17 protein-coding genes are annotated in these 18,106 nt (G+C 74.3%); 11 read left to right on the top strand and 6 right to left on the bottom strand.

All coding sequences use genetic code 11. The features are described 5' to 3' along the window. Window positions 1-36: 36 nt before the first annotated feature. From AB0M28_RS35665 to AB0M28_RS35655, 3 genes are read right to left on the bottom strand one after another with little or no spacing between them, the layout of a single operon-like run. On the bottom strand, window positions 37-1,893 hold the full coding sequence (locus tag AB0M28_RS35665; RefSeq protein WP_365414142.1) for a transketolase: 1,857 nt from the start codon (window positions 1,891-1,893) through the stop codon (window positions 37-39). Window positions 1,894-1,952: 59 nt separating this feature from the next. Next, complete coding sequence (locus AB0M28_RS35660) at window positions 1,953-2,345, bottom strand: DUF3618 domain-containing protein (protein ID WP_365414140.1); 393 nt, start codon at window positions 2,343-2,345, stop codon at window positions 1,953-1,955. Then, window positions 2,284-2,730, bottom strand: a complete 447-nt coding sequence (locus AB0M28_RS35655; protein ID WP_365414138.1) for a phage holin family protein — start codon at window positions 2,728-2,730, stop codon at window positions 2,284-2,286. Before AB0M28_RS35655 ends, AB0M28_RS35660 begins: the two co-directional genes overlap by 62 nt. A 278-nt stretch (window positions 2,731-3,008) precedes the next feature. On the opposite strand from AB0M28_RS35655, the gene AB0M28_RS35650 reads away from it, so the two are divergent. After that, window positions 3,009-5,360, top strand: coding sequence for a glycosyl hydrolase family 65 protein (locus tag AB0M28_RS35650; RefSeq protein ID WP_365414136.1), 2,352 nt, complete (start codon window positions 3,009-3,011; stop codon window positions 5,358-5,360). 13 nt (window positions 5,361-5,373) lie between these two features. Here AB0M28_RS35650 and AB0M28_RS35645 read toward each other — a convergent pair whose 3' ends face one another. Further along, the gene (locus tag AB0M28_RS35645; protein WP_365414146.1) at window positions 5,374-6,822 is read right to left on the bottom strand and encodes a phosphatase PAP2 family protein; all 1,449 of its coding nucleotides are present in this window, start codon (window positions 6,820-6,822) and stop codon (window positions 5,374-5,376) included. A 55-nt stretch (window positions 6,823-6,877) separates the two neighbouring features. Next, window positions 6,878-7,333: a CBS domain-containing protein gene (locus AB0M28_RS35640; RefSeq protein ID WP_365414134.1), complete on the bottom strand. Its 456-nt coding sequence runs from the start codon at window positions 7,331-7,333 to the stop codon at window positions 6,878-6,880. Between the two features lie 124 nt (window positions 7,334-7,457). On the opposite strand from AB0M28_RS35640, the gene AB0M28_RS35635 reads away from it, so the two are divergent. From AB0M28_RS35635 to AB0M28_RS35620, 4 genes are all read left to right on the top strand, one after another. Further along, on the top strand, window positions 7,458-8,144 hold the full coding sequence (locus tag AB0M28_RS35635; protein WP_365414132.1) for a hypothetical protein: 687 nt from the start codon (window positions 7,458-7,460) through the stop codon (window positions 8,142-8,144). Next, complete coding sequence (locus AB0M28_RS35630) at window positions 8,141-8,707, top strand: hypothetical protein (protein WP_365414130.1); 567 nt, start codon at window positions 8,141-8,143, stop codon at window positions 8,705-8,707. The genes AB0M28_RS35635 and AB0M28_RS35630 overlap by 4 nt, the downstream gene beginning before the upstream one ends. A 280-nt stretch (window positions 8,708-8,987) precedes the next feature. Then, window positions 8,988-9,797 (top strand): SigB/SigF/SigG family RNA polymerase sigma factor, encoded by an 810-nt coding sequence (locus AB0M28_RS35625; RefSeq protein WP_365414128.1) that lies wholly within the window; start codon window positions 8,988-8,990, stop codon window positions 9,795-9,797. Continuing rightward, complete coding sequence (locus tag AB0M28_RS35620; protein WP_365414126.1) at window positions 9,784-10,356, top strand: DUF6328 family protein; 573 nt, start codon at window positions 9,784-9,786, stop codon at window positions 10,354-10,356. The genes AB0M28_RS35625 and AB0M28_RS35620 overlap by 14 nt, the downstream gene beginning before the upstream one ends. On the opposite strand, the gene AB0M28_RS35615 is transcribed toward AB0M28_RS35620, so the two are convergent. Continuing rightward, on the bottom strand, window positions 10,253-11,395 hold the full coding sequence (locus AB0M28_RS35615) for a PAS domain-containing protein (protein ID WP_365414124.1): 1,143 nt from the start codon (window positions 11,393-11,395) through the stop codon (window positions 10,253-10,255). The genes AB0M28_RS35620 and AB0M28_RS35615 overlap by 104 nt on opposite strands. Before the next feature lie 142 nt (window positions 11,396-11,537). On the opposite strand from AB0M28_RS35615, the gene AB0M28_RS35610 reads away from it, so the two are divergent. From AB0M28_RS35610 to AB0M28_RS35585, 6 genes are all read left to right on the top strand, one after another. Continuing rightward, entirely contained in the window at window positions 11,538-12,284 is a 747-nt protein-coding gene (locus AB0M28_RS35610; protein WP_365414122.1) for an ANTAR domain-containing protein, read from the top strand. Between the two features lie 121 nt (window positions 12,285-12,405). After that, a complete protein-coding gene (locus tag AB0M28_RS35605) occupies window positions 12,406-12,627 on the top strand; it encodes a DUF6458 family protein (RefSeq protein ID WP_365414120.1) in 222 nt (73 codons plus the stop codon). A gap of 16 nt (window positions 12,628-12,643) precedes the next feature. Beyond that, window positions 12,644-12,943: a small hydrophobic protein gene (locus AB0M28_RS35600; RefSeq protein WP_365414119.1), complete on the top strand. Its 300-nt coding sequence runs from the start codon at window positions 12,644-12,646 to the stop codon at window positions 12,941-12,943. Further along, complete coding sequence (locus tag AB0M28_RS35595; RefSeq protein ID WP_365414144.1) at window positions 12,937-14,259, top strand: FAD-dependent oxidoreductase; 1,323 nt, start codon at window positions 12,937-12,939, stop codon at window positions 14,257-14,259. Before AB0M28_RS35600 ends, AB0M28_RS35595 begins: the two co-directional genes overlap by 7 nt. Before the next feature lie 154 nt (window positions 14,260-14,413). After that, entirely contained in the window at window positions 14,414-15,802 is a 1,389-nt protein-coding gene (locus AB0M28_RS35590; RefSeq protein ID WP_365414117.1) for a peptidase C39 family protein, read from the top strand. 58 nt (window positions 15,803-15,860) lie between these two features. Continuing rightward, window positions 15,861-17,603, top strand: a complete 1,743-nt coding sequence (locus tag AB0M28_RS35585; protein ID WP_365414115.1) for a pyruvate dehydrogenase — start codon at window positions 15,861-15,863, stop codon at window positions 17,601-17,603. Window positions 17,604-18,106 lie beyond the last annotated feature (503 nt).

Genomic DNA, 18,106 nt, shown 5'->3' with positions numbered 1-18,106 from the left:
CCCCGCGACCCCCCGGCCCCCCCGCTTCTCGCCTGCTCAGGCCGTGAGGCTCTCGTACAGCCTGCGCGCCGCCACCACGATGGCGTCCGCGTCGATGCCCGCCTCGCGGAGCTGTTCCGCCGGGCTCGCGGAGCCGGGGACGCCGTGGACGCCCAGGCGCGTCAGGCGGGGAGGCGTGCGGCCGTCCGTGAACGCCTGGGCCACCGCGTCGCCGAGGCCGCCCTCGACGCGATGGTCCTCCACCGTGAGGAGGCAGCCGGTGCGGCGGGCGGCCTCCCACAGCACCCAGGTGTCCACGGGCTTGAGCGAGTACAGGTCGATCACCCGGGCGCGGAACCCGTCGTGGGCCAGTTCGTCCGCCGCCGCGAGCGCCTCGTGCACCGTGATGCCGGCGGCGACGATCGTCACCTGGTCCTCGTCGGAGTGCCGCAGCACGCGGCTCCCGCCGATGGGGAACAGCTCGTCCGGGCCGTAGATCACGGGCGTGTCGCCCCGGGTCGTCCGCAGACAGCGGATGCCCGACACCTCCCCGGCCATCGCCTCCACCAGCCGCGCCGTCTGGTTGGCGTCGCACGGGTAGAGCACCGTGGCGCCGGGGACGGTACGGAACATCGCCAGGTCCTCCAGGCCCATCTGGGACGGGCCGTCGGCGCCGATGGCCACGCCGGCGTGGCTGCCGGCCAGGTTGAGGTCCGCGCGGCCGATGGCCGCCATCCGGACGAAGTCGTGGGCCCGGGTGAGGAAGGCGGCGAACGTCGAGACGAACGGCGTGTGTCCGAGCACCTGCATGCCGACGGCCGCCGCGACGAGTTGCTGCTCGGCGATGTAGCACTCGAAGAACCGCTCCGGGTGCTCCTTGGCGAAGAGCTCGGTCCGGGTGGAGTCGGAGACCTCGCCGTCCAGCGCGACGACCTCGGGCCGCACCGCGCCGACGGCGGCCAGCGCCTGCCCGTAGGCGGTACGGGTGGCGACCTCGTCGCCGAGCTCGTAGCGCGGCAGGGAGGCGGCGTTGTCCTCCGGTCGCGTGGGCGCGGTGACGGCGGGCGGCCGGCTCAGCCGGATCCGCAGGTCGGTGGCGCCGCCCAGCTCCTCGACCGCCCGCTCGGGGTCGGACAGAGGCTTGCCGTGCATCCCTTCGTGGTCGGCGACGGACGCCACGCCGCTGCCTTTGACGGTGCGCGCGAGGATCGCGGTCGGCCGGCCGCGGGTGGCGGCTGCCTCCCGGTACGCGGCGTCGATGGCCGCCGGGTCGTGGCCGTCGATCTCGACGGTGTGCCAGCCGAACGCCTGGGCGCGGCGGGCGTAAGCGCCCAGGTCCCAGCCGTGCCGGGTGGGGCCGCGCTGGCCGAGGCGGTTGACGTCGACGACGGCGGTGAGGTTGTCGAGGTGCTCGTGGCCGGCGTGTTCGAACGCCTCCCAGACGGAGCCCTCGGCCATCTCGCTGTCGCCGCACAGCACCCAGACCCGGAACGGCTCGTGGCCGAGGCGCTTGCCGGCGAGGGCGATCCCCACGCCGACTGCCGGCCCCTGCCCGAGCGAGCCGGTGGCGACGTCCACCCACGGCATCCGGGGCACCGGATGGCCCTCCAGCCGGCTGCCGAGCTTGCGGAAGGTCAGCAGTTCCTCGTCCGAGACGGCACCGGCCGCCTTCAGGGCCGCGTAGAGCAGCGGCGACGCGTGCCCCTTGGAGAAGATCAGCCGGTCGTTGCCGGGGTGGTCGGGATAGTCGGTGTCGTAGCGCAGATGGTGCTCGAAGAGGACGGCGACCAGATCGGCCGCCGACATCGAGGAGGTGGGGTGACCGGACCCGGCCGCCGCCGCAGCGCGGACGGAGTCCACGCGCAGCTGGCGGCCGAGCCCGGCCGGCGTTCCGTGGTCGGGGACGGTCGTCATGCGTATCCCTCTCGACGGGGTGGTGCGCCGGGCCGGTGTGCCCGCGCCGCGACGGGACGTCAGCGGCGATCGCGGTGGCTGCCCCGGCGCAGCAGCAGATACGCCACGGCGAGCATCAGGGCGGCCGCCAGGCCGGCGGGCAGCGGGTGGTTGCGGGCCCCGCGGGCCGCGGTTCCGGCGGCGTTGCGGGCCTGCTCCGGGGTGTGCTCCTGGACGCGGTGCCGCAGGTCGTCCGACGCGCTGTGCGCGCGGTCGCGCAGATCGGCAGTCGCCGCCTGTGCGCGGTGGCGCAGCTCGCCGGCCGCGGCCTGTGCCCGGTGCCTCATGTCCTCTGCCTTGAGCTGGGCCCGGTGCTTGACGTCCGCCTTGGCGGCGAGCTCCTCGACGGTGTCACCGAGTCGGCTGCGCGCCGTCGACACCTGTTCGCGCAGCCTGTCCTGGGTGCTTGTCATGGTGGGCCATCCTCTCCTTGATCTCGTGTACGTCGGCCTTGACCCCGCGCACGGCCTCCTGCGGCAGCAGGGGCGTCGCGCGTCCCGCCTGCCGCTTGCCGGCCGCGGCGAACAGTCCGGCAAGCACGAACAGCGCGGCGGCCACGACGGCCGTCGACAGCCACAACGGCAGCCGCAGGTCCAGGGCGGCGACACCGGTCGCGGCGAGCGCCAGCAGACCGGTGAAGGCCAGCACCGCGGCGGCGCCGGCGTACCCTCCTCCGCGGGCGAAGCGGCGCCCCTTCTCGGCCATCTCGGCCTGGGCGAGCCGCAGTTCCTCGCGGACGAGGTCGGAGGCCTGCTCCGACGCCTGCCTGACCAGCTCTCCGACGCTGTGTTCGGTCATGGGCGCCGGGTACCCGTCCACGCGCCATGAATGCGCCTTGGTCCCGCGCCAGGGGGGTGCTTCGGGCACGGGGCCCTGAACTCCCGTGCCCGAAGCTCTCCTCCCCCTCGAGGGCCGTTCGGCCGCGGCACCGGGTCCCCGTCGCATCCGGCGCGAAACCCCTGTCCCGCGTGTTCCATCGCGGCCGTCGGGTACCCGGAGCGGATGACCTGCGAAGACCCCCGCAAGGGGGGAGGAAGGAAACCCGGTCCGGGGGAGGGAGCCGGCCGGCGCCGCGCATGATCTCCCATCCCGCGTACGACGCCGGGCGGTGGCAGCTCGTCGAGAACCGGCTCGACCTCGGCGTACTGCCGCAGAGCGAGTCGCTGTTCGCCCTGGGCAACGGCCATCTCGGCTGGCGCGGCACCCTCGACGAGGGCGAGCCGCACGGAATACCCGGCAGCTATCTGGGCGGTGTGCACGAGGAGTTGCCGCTGCCCGTGCGCGAGAGCGGGTACGGCGATCCGGAGTGCGCCGAGACGCTCGTCAACGTCGTCAACGGCAAACTGCTGCGGCTGTTCGTCGACGACGAGCCGTTCGACGTGCGGCTGGGCACGCTGCACCACCACCGGCGGTGGCTGGATCTGCGCCGCGGGCTGCTGCACCGCAGCACCGACTGGACCTCCCCGGCCGGCTCCCGGGTCGTCGTCCGCTCCACCCGGCTGGTCTCCCTCACGCAGCGCGCGTTGGCGGCCGTCGCGTACGAGGTGGAGGCGGTGCACCGCGAGACGCAGGTGGCGGTGCAGTCGGAGCTCGTCGCCAACGAGCCCCTGCCGGCGCCCGATCCGCACGATCCGCGCGCCCCGCAGCACCTGGACCGTCCGCTGGAGCCCGTGGAGCACGCGGCCGACGGCGGCAGGCTGCGGCTGCTGCACCGCACGAGGCGCAGCGGCCTGCTGGTGGCGGCTGCCGCCGGGCACCGGGTGAGCGGGCCGAAGGGCTGCTCGGTGCACGGTGGGGCGGAGGAGGACGTGGCGCGCTGCACGGTCGTCGCCCGGCTGGGGAGCGGCCGCCGGCTGCGGATCGTCAAGACCGTGGCGTACGCCTGGTCGGGAATGCGGTCCGCGGCGAGCCTGCGCGACGAGGCGGAGGCCGCCCTGGCCGCCGGGCAGCACACCGGCTGGCAGGGCCTGGCCGAGGAGCAGCGGAGGTATCTGGACGCCTTCTGGGCGCGGGCCGACGTGGAGCTGGAGGGCGACGAGGAGATCCAGCACGCGGTGCGGTTCGGGCTGTTCCATCTGCTCCAGGCCGCCGCGCGCGCCGAGGAGCAGCCGATCGGGGCGAAGGGGCTGACCGGTCCGGGCTACGGCGGGCACTGCTTCTGGGACACAGAGGCCTTCGTCCTGCCCGTGCTCACCTACACCGCGCCCGAGGCGGCTGCCGCCTCGCTGCGCTGGCGGCACCGCACGCTGGACCGGGCGCTGGAGCGCGCCAAGCAACTGCAGCTGCGCGGGGCGGCGTTCCCCTGGCGGACGATCTCCGGCCGGGAGTGCTCCGCGTACTGGCCGGCGGGTACGGCCGCCTTCCACGTGAACGCCGCCGTCGCGGACGCTGCCGTGCGCTACGCGCAGGTGACGGGGGACGCCGGGTTCGAGCGGGCGGCGGGCGTGGAGCTGCTGACACACGTCGCCCGGCTGTGGATGGCGCTGGGGCACCACGGGCGGGACGGCGCGTTCCATATCGACGGGGTGACGGGGCCGGACGAGTACAGCGCGGTCGCCGACGACAACACGTACACGAACCTGATGGCCCAGGCGAATCTGCGCGCGGCAGCCCTGGCGGTACGGCGGTATCCGGCCGAGGCGGCGGCGCTGGGCGCCGACGAGGCGGAGCGCCGGGCGTGGCTGACGGCGGCGGACCGGATGGCGGTGCCGTACAACGCGGAGCTGGGGGTGCACGAGCAGTCCGCCGGCTTCACGCGGCACGCGCCGTGGGACTTCGCGGCCACGGGCCCGGACGGGTATCCGCTGATGCTCCACCACCCGTACTTCGACCTGTACCGCAGCCAGGTGGTCAAGCAGGCCGACCTGGTCCTGGCGCTGTTCCTGCGGGACAGCGCCTTCACCCCGCAGCAGAAGGCGCGCGACTTCGCCTACTACGAGCCGATCACGGTGCGGGACTCGTCACTGTCGGCGTGCGTCCAGTCCGTCGTCGCGGCGGACGTCGGCCATCTCGACCTCGCCTTCGACTATCTGGGCGAGTCGGCGGAGATGGACCTCGAGGACCTCCAGCACAACACCCGGGACGGGCTGCACCTGGCCGCGCTGGCGGGCGTCTGGCTGGCGCTGGTGGCCGGCTTCGGCGGCCTGCGCCGCCACGGCGGCCACCTCGCCTTCGCGCCCCGGCTCCCGGCCTCGCTCACGCGGCTGGCGTACCACGTCACGGCGTTCCAGCGCCGGCTGCGGATCGAGGCGACGCCGCGCGAAGCGACGTACACCCTGCTGTCGGGACCGCGCCTGGAGATCCGCCACTACGGCCACCCCCTCACCCTGGAGCGGGGCGTCCCCCGCGTGCGCGCCATCCCTCCGCTGCGGCCGCGCCATCCGCCGGCGCAGCCGCCCGGGAGGGCGCCGCGACGGAAGGAGCCCTGAGGGGCCGGGACCCTCAGGGCGCCGGGAACGGGCAGTACGCCGTCAGCGCCTCGTTCGACTTGGACAGCGACAGCTGCCGGGGCGCCCGGGCCACCTCCCCGTCGTAGGCGAAGAGTTCGCCCTCCGGGAGGTCCGCCAGATCCAGGTGCCGCAGCCGGGCCGCCGCCAGCAGCGGGGTCCCGCGCAGCGGTCCGGTCAGCGCCGCGAGCAGCAGGCGTGTGCGGGACAGCCGCCCCGCGTGGACCACGCGGACGTCGAGCAGGCCGTCCGCCAGGTCGAAGCGGCGGACCGGCGTCGCGTTCACGCCGCGGTACGCGCAGTTGCCGGCGAACACCAGCCACACCCGGCGGTCCCGCCCGTTGATCTTGATGCTCATCGGCCGCGCCGTGCGCAGCACCTCCAGCGCGGCCAGCACGCTGGCCGGCCAGGCCCCGATACGGTGCGACCAGCGTTCGCGAATGCGCACGAGGTCGGGGTACGCGCCCAGGCTGAAGGTGTTGAGGAAGTGGCCGGGCGCCCCGCCGTCGCCCGGCTCCACCAGCCCGAGGTCCACCGCGACCGCCTCGCCCGCCTCCACCGCCCGGCACGTCTCGGCGACGGTCTCCACGCCGAGGTCGTACGCGAAGTGGTTCCGGGTGCCGCCGGGGAACACCGCGAGGCTCACCCCGTGGCGGACCGCGGCGTGCGCCGCGGTGTTGATGCTGCCGTCCCCGCCGAGCACCCCGAGCGCCCCGCCGGAGGCCGCGATCGTACGGGCGGTCCGGTCCAGCAGCACGCTCAGCGGCGCGCCGTTGGACTCCCAGCGGACGAACTCGGCGAACGGCAACTGGTCCCGGATCTGGGCCACCGGATCGGAGAGCAGATGGACGCTGTCGCCCGCCGCCCCGTTGAGCACCACCGTCAGCCCCCGTCCGCCCGGCAGGGCGGGCGCGTCGGCGCGCGGACGTGCGGGCGGCGCCAGCTGTGCGCGGGTGGGGACGAGCCCCCGTACCGCGAAGGCGGCCCCCGTGCCCAGCCCGATACCGGCCAGCACGTCGCTGGGGTAGTGCACACCGGTGTAGACCCGTGAGAACGCCACGGACCACGCCACCGGCGCCACCGCCGCCCCCCAGCGGCGCGATTCCAGCGCCGCACCGACCGCGAAGGCGGCGGCGGACGCGGAATGGCCCGAGGGGAAGGACGTGGTGAACGGCTGGCGGCTCAGCTGCCGTACCAGCGGCACGGCGTGGAGCAGCGGGCGCTTCCTGCGGGCGGCCCGCTTGACGACGGTGTTGACGGTCGCGGACGCGACCGCGAGGGAGGCGACCCCCCGGACCGCCGCCCGGCGCGCCGGCCTGCCCCCGGCGGCGGCCATGGCGCCGGCGATTCCGAACCACAGCAGCCCGTGGTTGGCGCTGCGGCTGAGCCGGGGCAGTACCTGTTCGGCGGCCGGCCAGTGCAGGCGGGCCACCTCGTGGAACAGCGTGTGGTCCCACGCGGTGAGGGTCTGGGCCGCCCGGAGACGGCGGCCGGCTCCGTCAGAAGCCGCCGTCCACGGGACCGGTGGTACCGGGCCAGGTGTCCGGTGCGGCACGGCTGATGTCCGCCAGGGCGGAGTGCGGGTCCTGCTCCTGGGCCAGATCACCGATGCTCACCATCCCGACCGTTGTCCCGCCGTCGACCACCGGAAGCCGCCGTACCGCGTGCATGCGCATGAGCTGCACCGCGTCCGAGACCGGTACATCCGGTTGTACCGTTACCGGTTCAGGGGTGCACACGGACTGGCAGCTGACGGTCAACGGGTCGACACCGTCGGCGACGGCACGCAGCGCGATGTCGCGGTCGGTGACGACCCCGAGCAGGGCTCCGTCCTTCACCACCAGCACATCACCGATGTCCTGGGCGCGCATCAGCTGAGCCGCCTCCACGAGTGACGCGTCCGGCCTGACTGCCGTCACCGCTGGTGTCATGACGTCCCTTACGACATTCGCCATGGCTAACTCCTCCTGCCGACTGCTATGGCCACCCCGCCGCAGTACCCCGACTCCGGCGGGGTATGCGCCGCGGGTACGCGCGCGGACCCGGTTTGTCCGACCGCGCCCGGGCTACCCGATGTGCATGAGTACCGGATGGATCATCCTGATCGTGGCCGTGGTGGCCTTAGCGGCCGCCGCCGCCGCGCTGGCCCGGCGACAGACGGGCGGCGGGCACGGACTGCGCCGCCGCTTCGGGCCCGAGTACGACCGGACCGTCGCCCAGTACGGCGGCGACGAACAAGCCGCGGAGAAGGACCTCGGGGAACGTCTGCACCGGCACGGCAAGCTGCGTCCCCGACCGCTCGACGACGAGCGGCGGGAACGCTACGAGGCCCAGTGGGCCCAACTGCAGGAGCGCTTCGTCCTCTCCCCGGCGGAAGCGGTGGCCGCGACGGACCGCCTGATCGGCAGTCTGCTGCGCGACCGGGGCTTCCCGACGGGCGGGTACGACGAGCAGGTCGCCGCCCTGTCGGTCCAGGAGCCCCGGCGTGTGAACGCCTACCGCGAGGTGCACGCCGTCTCCGGTGGTGGCGGCGGCGAGCGGGGCACCGAGGAACTGCGCCAGACCATGCTGCACGCACGCGAACTCATCGGCAGCCTGCTCGACGGGCACGGTGGGACGCGCCACGACGGCGACGGACGCGGCGGCGACCGCCGCGACGACGAGGAGCGCACCGGACGCACCGCACCGGCCCGCCGACTCGTCGAACGGATGCACGTCCCGTGGCAGGGACGGCACCACCACACGGAGAAGGGGGCTGCGTCATGACAGCCGACACGGGATCCGAGCGACGCCCCGAACGGGACGACGCGCGGCAGCCTGCCACACCGGCGCCCGGCACCCCGGTCGTGGCACCGACACCGCCGGACGCCTCGGCCGGCCCGGAGGAGCGCAGGACGCCGGGGCGCCCGACGTCGGAGCGCCCCACGCCGGAGCGCAAGGCCCCGGACCACAGGGCCCAGGAACACAGGCCCGGCACGCCGGACCGGCCCACCGCCGACCACTCCACTCCCGACCACCCCGCTCCCGACCACCCCACCGCCGACCGCGAACGCCCCGCCCCGCGCCCGGGCGAGCCGCTGCTCCCGCACAAGGAGCGCGACGGCCTGCACGAGCGACTGCACCACGCCCTCGCCGGGTTCATCGACGAACCCGCGAGCGCGGTCCAGGAGGCCGAGGGGATCCTGCGCGAGGCGACCGAGTCGCTGAACCGGCGGCTGACCGAGCGCCGCGAGACGCTCCACCGCGGCTGCACGGACGGCGACACCGAGCATCTGCGCACTGCCCTGCGCGACTATCGCGACCTCCTCGAACGCATCGTCTCCGTCTGACCGGACCCGCCTCGGGCGAGCGCCCCGACACGGCCCGGATGCGGCCCGGATGCGGCCCGGTTGCCCCCCGGACACGGCCCGGATGCACAACATCTCGGTTTGACAACGGAATACGGCGGGCAGGCGCACCTACAGTGCTTCGGACTGCAGGCACGCCCGCGGGAGCGATACCGCTGCCGTCCCGGCGCGCCTGCCCTGCCGAGGGCCCCGACCGGGCCCCAGGGTGTGAACGCCCCCGCGGTGACGACTATTGGTCCACCACCGTAGAGGGAGTCGCACGATGCCCCCCGCGATCGGTACACGGCGAAACCGCCGACACCCGCACGACGACGCGCCCGACACCGCGGCCTCGCTCAGGAGGCTCGCCACGATGGCGCCCGGACCGGAGCGCGACAGGCTCCGCCAGGAGGTCGTGGAAGCCTGGATGCCCATGGCCGCCCGCCTCGCCCGCCAGTTCAAGGGCCGCGGCGAGAGCCTGGAGGACCTGCGGCAGGTGGCGCATCTCGGCCTGGTGAAGGCCGTCATGCGCTACGACCCCGACATGGGCACCGCATTCGAGAGCTACGCGGTGCCCACCATCACCGGCGAGATCAAGCGCCACTTCCGCGACCACACGTGGGGCCTGCACGTCCCGCGCCGGGTCCAGGAGCTGCGCAACCGCGTGCGCGCGGCCGACCACCAGCTGTGCCAGTCGCCGGACGGCCGGCGCCCCGGCGTACAGCAGCTGGCGGACCACGCCGGGCTCACCCCGGACGAGGTCCGTACGGGCCTGGCGGCCCTGGACAGTTACGCCGTGCTGTCGCTCGACGTCGCCGTCGCGGACGCCGAGGACGGCTACTCGCTGCTGGACACCCTCGGCAGCCACGAGCCCGGCTACGACCGTGTGGTGGACCGCGAGTCGGTCCGCCCCTGTCTGCGCGAACTGCCGGAGCGCGAACGGCGGATCCTGTACATGCGCTTCTTCCGCGGCATGACGCAGCGCCGCATCGCCGAACAGCTCGGCATCTCGCAGATGCACGTCTCCCGGCTGCTGAGCCGCACGTGCTCCCGTATCCGCGACGAGGTGGAGGCGCCGCGTGCCGCCCGCTGAGGACGGGGGACCCCACCGGCACCGCAACGAGACCCTGCTGGAGCGCGACGATCGCAACTTCCACGAGCTGCTGCAGGAGCTGCGGGTGACGCAGACGGGTGTGCAGATCCTGTTCGCCTTCCTGCTGACGCTCGCGTTCACGCCGCGCTTCGTCGTCCTGGACACCGTGCAGCGCGCCACCTATGTGACGACGCTGCTGCTGGCGGTGGCCACGGCGGTGCTCCTCACCGCCCCCGCCGCCGTGCACCGCGGCCTGTTCCGGCGCGGCGCGAAGCACACCGTGGTCGAGGTCTCCGCGCTGCTGTCGGCGACCGGACTGGCCGCGCTCGCGCTGTCCTTCGGCGGCGCCGTGCTGCTGGTGGTGGACGTGGTGTTCGGCCGGGCGGCGGGCGTCGTCGCCTCGGCCGGGGCGGTGGGGCTGTGCGCCTGCCTGTGGTGGCTGCTGCCGATGCTGCTCAGACGGCGTGAAGGGCGAGTGCGATATGGCGTGACATCCGGTCCATCGCACCGGCCTCGGCCAGAGCGAAGGCGCGACGTCCGCCGCACCGGAGCAGGGTGAGCACTCCGCGCACCGTCCCGGAGGGCAGGAGGAGCGGCACGCAGAGCAGGGAGGTGACGCCCGCGACCTCCAGCACCGCCTCCCCGTCCGACGCGATGCCCAGGGCGTCCGGGTCCTGCGGACGGATCTGCAGGGACCGGACGCCCGCCCGCGCGGCCTCGCTGATCAGCGGGGCGCTGTCGGGCTCCTGAGCGCGGATGTCCTCCGCCAGGGGTTCGCTCCCCGCGGGGGCCAGCACGACGACACGGTGCAGCCTGCCGCCGCCGGACGTGAGCAGGTCCCCCACCACCCAGTCGGCGAACCGCTCGTGCAGCACGCCCGCGGCGCGGGTCAGGCGCACGGGCGGGGCGTCGGCGTGCGCGGAGACCAGCGTGGTGGTCATCGTGTCGAGCAGGTCCATCAGTTCGGCGTTGCGGCTGGCCTCGGCCAGTTCGGGGCGGGGCGCTCCGCGCGTCACCCGGGCCGCGGCGCTCTGGGAGCGGCCCGGCGGGCCGAACACCGCGAGCACGACGGCCCGCGGTTCGCCGGGGACGCGCAGCGCGGTGAGGCTCGCGGTGAGCCCGCGGCCGTCCGTGTCCTCGACGCCGATCAGGTCGACGTCCACGCTGCGGTCTCCCTCGCCCCGGGCAACGGCCGCCACCTGGCTGTGCAGGGACGCGCGGGAGGCGTGCGCCACCGCGTTGGCGAGGGGGCGGCCCGTGGCGTACCCGGCGCGCATTCCGAAGACGCGCGCGGCGGCGAAGTTCAGGCGCCGTACCAGGCCTTCACCGTCCAGCAGCACGGCCGGCTGGGGCAGGCGCTGGAACACGGCCCGCAGCAACTGCAGTTCACGCGAGGTCTCGCCCTCGTCCGCCCGGCGGGCGGCCAGCTGCTGTTCGATGCCGGGCAGCAGGGTGTCGACGGCGAGGCCGAGTTCCAGCAGAGCCGCGTCCAGTGTGGAGGGGTGGGACCCGGCGGGCAGCCCCCGCGTGCTGCGCAGCTCCGCCACCCGCTTCTTGAACGCGCTGATCTCGCGGTTGAGCTCATCGCCGCCGGTCATAGGCCGAACCGTAGTGCCCCGCGAGCCATCTCGCGCCCCGGCCGTAGATTCCGGTTTCACAACACGGCTCGAAACCGCCGCCCGTGTACAGCGCAGCCACCGATACGTGTTTTCCGCCCGCCTGTCGGGGCAGCCGACGGGTATGAGCGAACGACCGAACCTGCAGCCCCGCACCCCCACCGGGCCGCGCAGCGCAGGACCCGAGTCCGGAACTCTGGTGAGGCTGGCCGAGCGGGTGACACAGGTCACCGCGGGCAGTTGCGGCGCGACGGCGACAGCCGGCTGGGACGGCGCCGCCGCCCCGGCCCGGGTCAGCGCCGTCACGCATCCGGACCTGGCTCCGCTGGTGGACATCCAGTGGGAGTACGGCAGCGGCCCGATCCAGGCCGCGCTGGACGCGGACGAGACCGCGTACACCGACGACCTGCTGACCGAGCCGCGCTGGCCCGAGTTCCGCGGGCTCGCCCTGGACTCGGGCGTACGGTGCAGCGCGACGCTCCCCTTCCGCTGTGACGGCGTCGCGCTCACCGTGACGCTGTACAGCTTCCGTCCCGGCGAACTGGCCCTCGTGCCCGGTGAGACCGAGGTGCTCGGCGAGCTCGCCGTTCGGGCCGTCGCCCAGGAGTGGGCGTGCACCCAGGCCCGTACCCAGGCTGCGCAGCTGGAGGGCGCGATGCGCACCCGGCCCGCGATCGACCAGGCGTGCGGCATCCTCATGCACGTCCTCGGCTGCGACGCGGAGGAAGCACTCGGCGTGCTGCGCCGGCTGTCCCAGCGCACCAACACCCGGCTCGCGGAGCTGGCGGCGGCGGTCGTACGCACCCGGGGCCGGGGCATCGAGGGCGACCTCGAGAAGTTCGCCCCGGACGAGGCGCATCCGGCGGCCTGACCGCCGGCCGGCGGCAGACCGGCGTCGACAACGGCCCGACGGCCGGTTGACGGTCTGCCCGCCGGGTACCCGCCTCGTCCACCGGCCCTTGTGACGGCCGGACCGGAAAGGACGATTCATCATGGGCATGGGCGGATGCATTTTCCTGATCGCCGTCGGCGCGATCCTGCTGGTCGGAGTCGATTGGCAGATCAGCGGCGTGAACCTCGACCTCATCGGACTGATCATGATGCTGGTCGGCGTCTTCGGAGTCGGCGCCTACGTGTCCATCTACAAGCGCCGCCGCATCCAGGCACCGCCGCCGGCCGCGCCGGTGGTCGAAGAGCACCGGTACTACGAGTGACGGGGAGGGGACCCTCATGGCGGCAAACCGGAGACTCACCGCCTATCGGCGCGGCGGCCAGTCCATGGCGCCGCGCACCGCACAGGAGCGGCAGACCATCGGCATCGTCGGCGCGGTGGGCGCCGTCGCCGGGTTCTTCGTCCTGAGCGTCCTGCTCGGGCCGCTGGCCATGGTCTGCGGCTGGGTGGCCATGCGGGGCCGCTGGCGTGACGGCCAGCCGCTTCCCGCGCTGATCGCCCTCTCCCTCGGCGCCATCGACACCCTGCTCGGGCTGCTCTGGCTGGCGGGCAGCACCCCCGGCGGAGGGGTCTGGTGACCACGCGCGTCCTCGTCGTCGGGGCGGGCTTCGCCGGCTTCGGGGCCGCGCGGGGCCTGTCCCGCCGTACGACGGCCGACACCGAGGTCGTGCTGCTCAACCCCACCGACTACTTCCTCTACCTCCCCCTCCTCCCCCAGGTCGCGGCGGCCGTGCTGGAGCCGCGCCGGGTCACCGTCTCCCTGACCCGCGCCCTGCCGCGCGTGCGGCTGGTGCTGGGTGAGGCGACGTCCGTCGACCTGGACGGCCGGCGGGTGCGCTACTCCGGGCCGGAAGGCGACGAGGGGGAACTCGCGTACGACAGGCTCGTCCTCACCGTGGGCAGCGTCAACCGGCTGCTGCCCGTCCCGGGCATCGCCGAGCACGCGCACGGCTTCCGGGGGCTGCCCGAGGCCCTGTATCTGCGCGACCACATGATCCGCCAGCTGGAGCTGGCCGGTGCGGCGGACGACGCCGGTGAGCGGGCGGCACGCAAGACGTTCGTGGTGGTCGGCGCCGGCTACACCGGTACCGAGGTCGCCGCCCAGGGACAGCTCCTCACCCGCGACCTGGCCCGCCACCAGCCCGCCCTGCGCGGCGAACCGCCGCCCCGCTGGCTGCTGCTGGACATCGCCGACCGGGTGCTGCCCGAGCTGGACGAGCGGCTGTCGCGTACGGCGGACCGTGTGCTGCGCGGACGCGGCGTCGAGGTGCGTACGGGCACGTCGGTCAAGGAGGCCACGCACGACGGTGTGCTGCTGGACGACGGGGAGTCCGTCCCGACGCGCAGCCTCGTCTGGTGTGTGGGCGTGCGCCCCGATCCACTGGTGTCGAAGGTGGGTCTGCCGACGGAGCGCGGACGGCTGGTGGTCGACCAGTACCTGCGCGTCCCGGCCCGCGAGGGCGTGTACGCCTGCGGGGACGCGGCCGCCGTACCGGACCTGGAGCGGCCGGGTGGGTTCACCCCGATGACCGCCCAGCACGCGTGGCGCCAGGGCGCCGCGGCGGCCCGCAACATCGCCGCCGACCTGGGCCGCGGCGAGGCGGCGCCGTACCGGCACCACGACCGGGGCTTCGCGGTGGACCTGGGCGGCGTGCACGCGGCCGCCAACCCCTTCGGCCTGCCGCTGTCGGGTCCGCTCGCGGGCGCCGTCACCCGCGGCTACCACCTGGCGGCGATGCCGGGGAACCGCACCCGTGTCGCGGCCGACTGGCTGCTGGACGCGGTGCTCCCGCGCCAGGCCGCCCAACTCGGCCTGCTGCGCTCCTGGTCGGTGCCGCTGGACACCGCCTCGCCCGAGCCGGCGCGGATCCCGGGCGGGCCCGAGAAGCTCTGACCCCTGCCGTACGGAGAGGCCGGACGGCAGATCCCGGCAGGGACAAATACCCCCGAATGACCCGCGCGACGCGGCCTCCGGCTCCTCGCTTCGGCCTGCCCGACCACGGATAGTCGTAGGCAGCCGCCGACCGAACCGCCTGGAGGCCCTCGTCGTGCCCGCTCCCGCCACCCCCCTGCCCCGCCGTACCGTCCTCGCGGCCGCGGTGGCCGCCGCCGCGGCGATCCCGGCGTCCGCGCCCGCCACCGCCGCCGCGGCGGACCGGGCGCTCGGCCACCGGCGCTCGCCGCTCATCGACCACCACGACTGGTCCACCGCGGCCGGCTTCCGCGCGGGCGTACGGGCGGGCATCCGGATCTCCGGCGGCGCGCTGTGCGTCGACGAGCCGCGCGGCAGCCTCGCGTTCCGCGATCCGCACCTGCGCACCAAGGCCAAGGCACCGGCCCGCTGGGAGTACGCCACCTGGCTCTCCCCGCGCCACGCCCTGCCGGAGCCGGGCGCGACGGAGGCGGTCGTCTCGTGGAACGCCGAAACCCCGCCCGGCACCTGGATCCAGATCGAGCTGCGCGGCCGCTACAGCGACGGCACCCGCTCCCCGTGGCTGGTGATGGGACGCTGGGCGTCCGGCGACGGCGACATCCGGCGGGCCTCGGTCGACGGTCAGTCGGACCGTACCGGCTCGGTCGCCACGGACACCTTCGCGCTCACGGACCCGGTCGCGGGGACGCGGCTGACGTCGTACCGCGTCCGCGTCACCCTCTTCCGCCGCCAGGGTCTGGACGTCGGCCCGCGGGTGCGCCGGGTGTCGGTGATGGCGTCGGCGCTGCCGCCGCGGTCCGACGTACCGGCCTCCGCGCCGGGCGTCGCGGCCGGGCGGGTGCTCGACGTACCGCGCTACTCGCAGGAGACGCACGCCGGCCAGTACCCGCAGTACGACCGGGGCGGCGAGGCGTGGTGCAGTCCGACGTCCTCCCAGATGGTGCTGGAGTACTGGGGCCGCCGGCCCACCCCCGAGCAGCTGTCCTGGGTGGACGGGGCGTACGCGGACCCGCAGGTCTGCCACGCGGCCCGGCACACCTTCGACTACCAGTACAAGGGCTGCGGCAACTGGCCGTTCAACGCCGCCTACGCCGCCACGTACCCGGGGATGAACGGCGTGGTCACCCGGCTGGGTTCGCTGGCGGACGCCGAGGAACTCGTCGCCGCCGGGATCCCGGTCATCACGTCGATGTCCTTCCGCCCGGGCGAGCTGCGCGGCGCCTCGTACGGCACGTCGGGCCACATCATGGTGGTCGCCGGCTTCACGGCCGCCGGGGACGTCGTCGTCAACGACCCGGCCGCACCCGTCAACAAGGACGTCCGCCGTGTCTACGGCCGCCGCAGCTTCGAGAACATCTGGCTGCGCACCCGGCGCCTGGACCGGCAGGGCAAGGAGACCTCGGGGCCCGGCGGGATCGCGTACCTCTACTGGCCGGACGAGATCACCCCCGCGCAGCGCGCCGCGCTCGCCACGGCCGCGGGAGTGCGCGCCGGACAGGAATGATCTTCCACCGCGGATCGTTCCCCGTACGGCGGACAACTTCAGGGAAGGGACAGCTGTCATGGCCAAGCGCACCGTCGCCGAGCAACTCGTCGAGGTCCTCCTCCAGTACGGCGTCGAGCGCGTCTACGGGGTGGTCGGCGACAGCCTCAACCCCCTGGTGGACGCGATCCGCCGCACCGACGGCAAGCTCGAGTGGGTGCACGTCCGCAACGAGGAGGCGGCCGCGTTCGCCGCGGCGGCCGAGGCGCAGCTGACGGGCCGGCTCGCGGTGTGCGCCGGGTCCTGCGGGCCGGGCAACACCCATCTGGTACAGGGCCTGTACGACGCGCAGCGCAGCGGCGCGCCGGTGCTGGCGATCGCCTCGCACATCCCCTCGCACCAGATCGGCAGCGGCTTCTTCCAGGAGACGCATCCGGAGAAGCTGTTCGCGGAGGCGGCGGGGTACGTCGAGCTGATCTCGCAGCCCGAGCAGATGCCGCGCATCGCCCGGATCGCCGCCCAGCACGCGCTCGGCGCGGGCGGCGTCTCCGTGCTGGTCCTCCCCGGCGACATCGCCGACAAGCCGGCCGCCAACCCCACCGGCCGCAACGTCCCCTGCGTCACGCCGGGCACGGTGGTGCCGGACGAGCGGTCGGTGCGCGATCTGGCGAAGGCCGTCAACGCGGCCTCGAAGGTCGCGGTGTTCGCGGGCGCGGGCGTGCGGGACGCGCACGCGCAGGTGATGCGGTTCGCCGCGACGGTGAACGCGCCGGTCGGGCACACGCTGCGCGGCAAGGAGTGGATCCAGTACGACAATCCGTACGACGTCGGCATGATCGGACTGCTCGGGTACGGCGCGTGCTACGAGGCGCTGCAGGAGGCGGACCTGGTGGTGCTGCTGGGCACGGACTTCCCGTACGACGCGTTCCTGCCGCAGGAGCGCACCGTGCAGGTCGACCGGGACGCGACGAAGCTCGGGCGGCGCACGCCGCTGGAGCTGGCGGTGCACGGGGACGTCGCCGCCACGCTGGACGCGCTGCAGCCGCTGCTCGTACAGAAGTCCGACCGCGGCTTCCTCGACACGATGCTCAAGAAGCACGAGCGGGCGCTGACGAAGGTCGTCGAGGCGTACACGAAGGACGTGGACCGGCATGTGCCGATCCATCCGGAGTACGCGGCACGGGTGCTGGACGAGCTCGCCGCCGACGACGCGGTGTTCACGGTCGACACGGGCATGAACAACGTCTGGGCCGCGCGCTACCTCACCCCGAACGGACGCCGACGCGTCATCGGCTCCTTCACGCACGGCACGATGGCGAACGCACTGCCGCACGCGATCGGGGCGGCCTTCGCGGACCGGGACCGGCAGGTGATCTCGATGTCCGGCGACGGCGGCCTGAGCATGCTGCTGGGCGAGCTGATCACGGTCAAGCAGCACGGCCTCGGGGTGAAGACGGTGGTCTTCAACAACTCGTCGCTGGGGATGGTACGGCTGGAGATGCTGGTGGACGGGCTGCCGGCGTACGAGACGGACCACGCGCCGGTGGACTACTCCGCGATCGCGCGCGGGATCGGCATCCCGTCCTGGCGTGTGGAGAAGCCCGCGGACATCGCGCCGACGCTGCGCGAGGCGCTGTCCCGTCCGGGGCCGGCCCTCGTCGAGATCATCACGGACCCCAACGCCCTCTCCGTCCCCTCCCACATCACGGCCGCCCAGGTCCGCGGCTTCGCCCTGGCGGCGGGCCGCACGGTGCTGGACGGCGGCGTCGGCACGATGCTGGACCTGGCCAGGTCGAACCTCCGCAACATCCCCCGGCCGTGACGCCTCGGCGCCTCCGGCGGGGTGCCCGGGCGGACGGGGTCCGGGGCTTCGCCCCTGGGCCCCGCGGGGTGGGGTGGTTGCGTACGGGGCGTGCGTGTGGATCGGCACCCGACTCCGTCGGCGGGCCGGGCGGCTCGGCGGAGTGTGCCACCGACGGATTCCGGGGGCTTCGCCCCTGGACCCCGCGGGGGCGGGGTGGTTGCGTACCGGGCGTGCGCGCGGATCGGCACCCGACTCCGTCGGCGGACCGGGCGGCCCCTCGGAGTCCGGCGCTGATCGGCACCCGCCGCTCTCACGCGACCCCGGCTCCCCCCGGGGGGTTCCGGGGCCAAGCCCCCGCAATCCGTCTGATCTCGCGGCCCGCCGAAGGCGGTCAGGTGCCGCTGATCGGCACCCGCCGCTCTCACCCGACCCCGGCTCCCCCCGGGGGGTTCCGGGGCCAAGCCCCCGCAATCCGTCTGATCTCGCGGCCCGCCGAAGGCGGTCAGGTGCCGCTGATCGGC

The organism is Streptomyces sp. NPDC051940 (assembly GCF_040680895.1).
Lineage (GTDB): Bacteria > Actinomycetota > Actinomycetes > Streptomycetales > Streptomycetaceae > Streptomyces.
The sequence above is the reverse complement of the archived record's forward strand: the minus strand, read 5'-3'. Positions and strand labels throughout refer to the sequence as shown.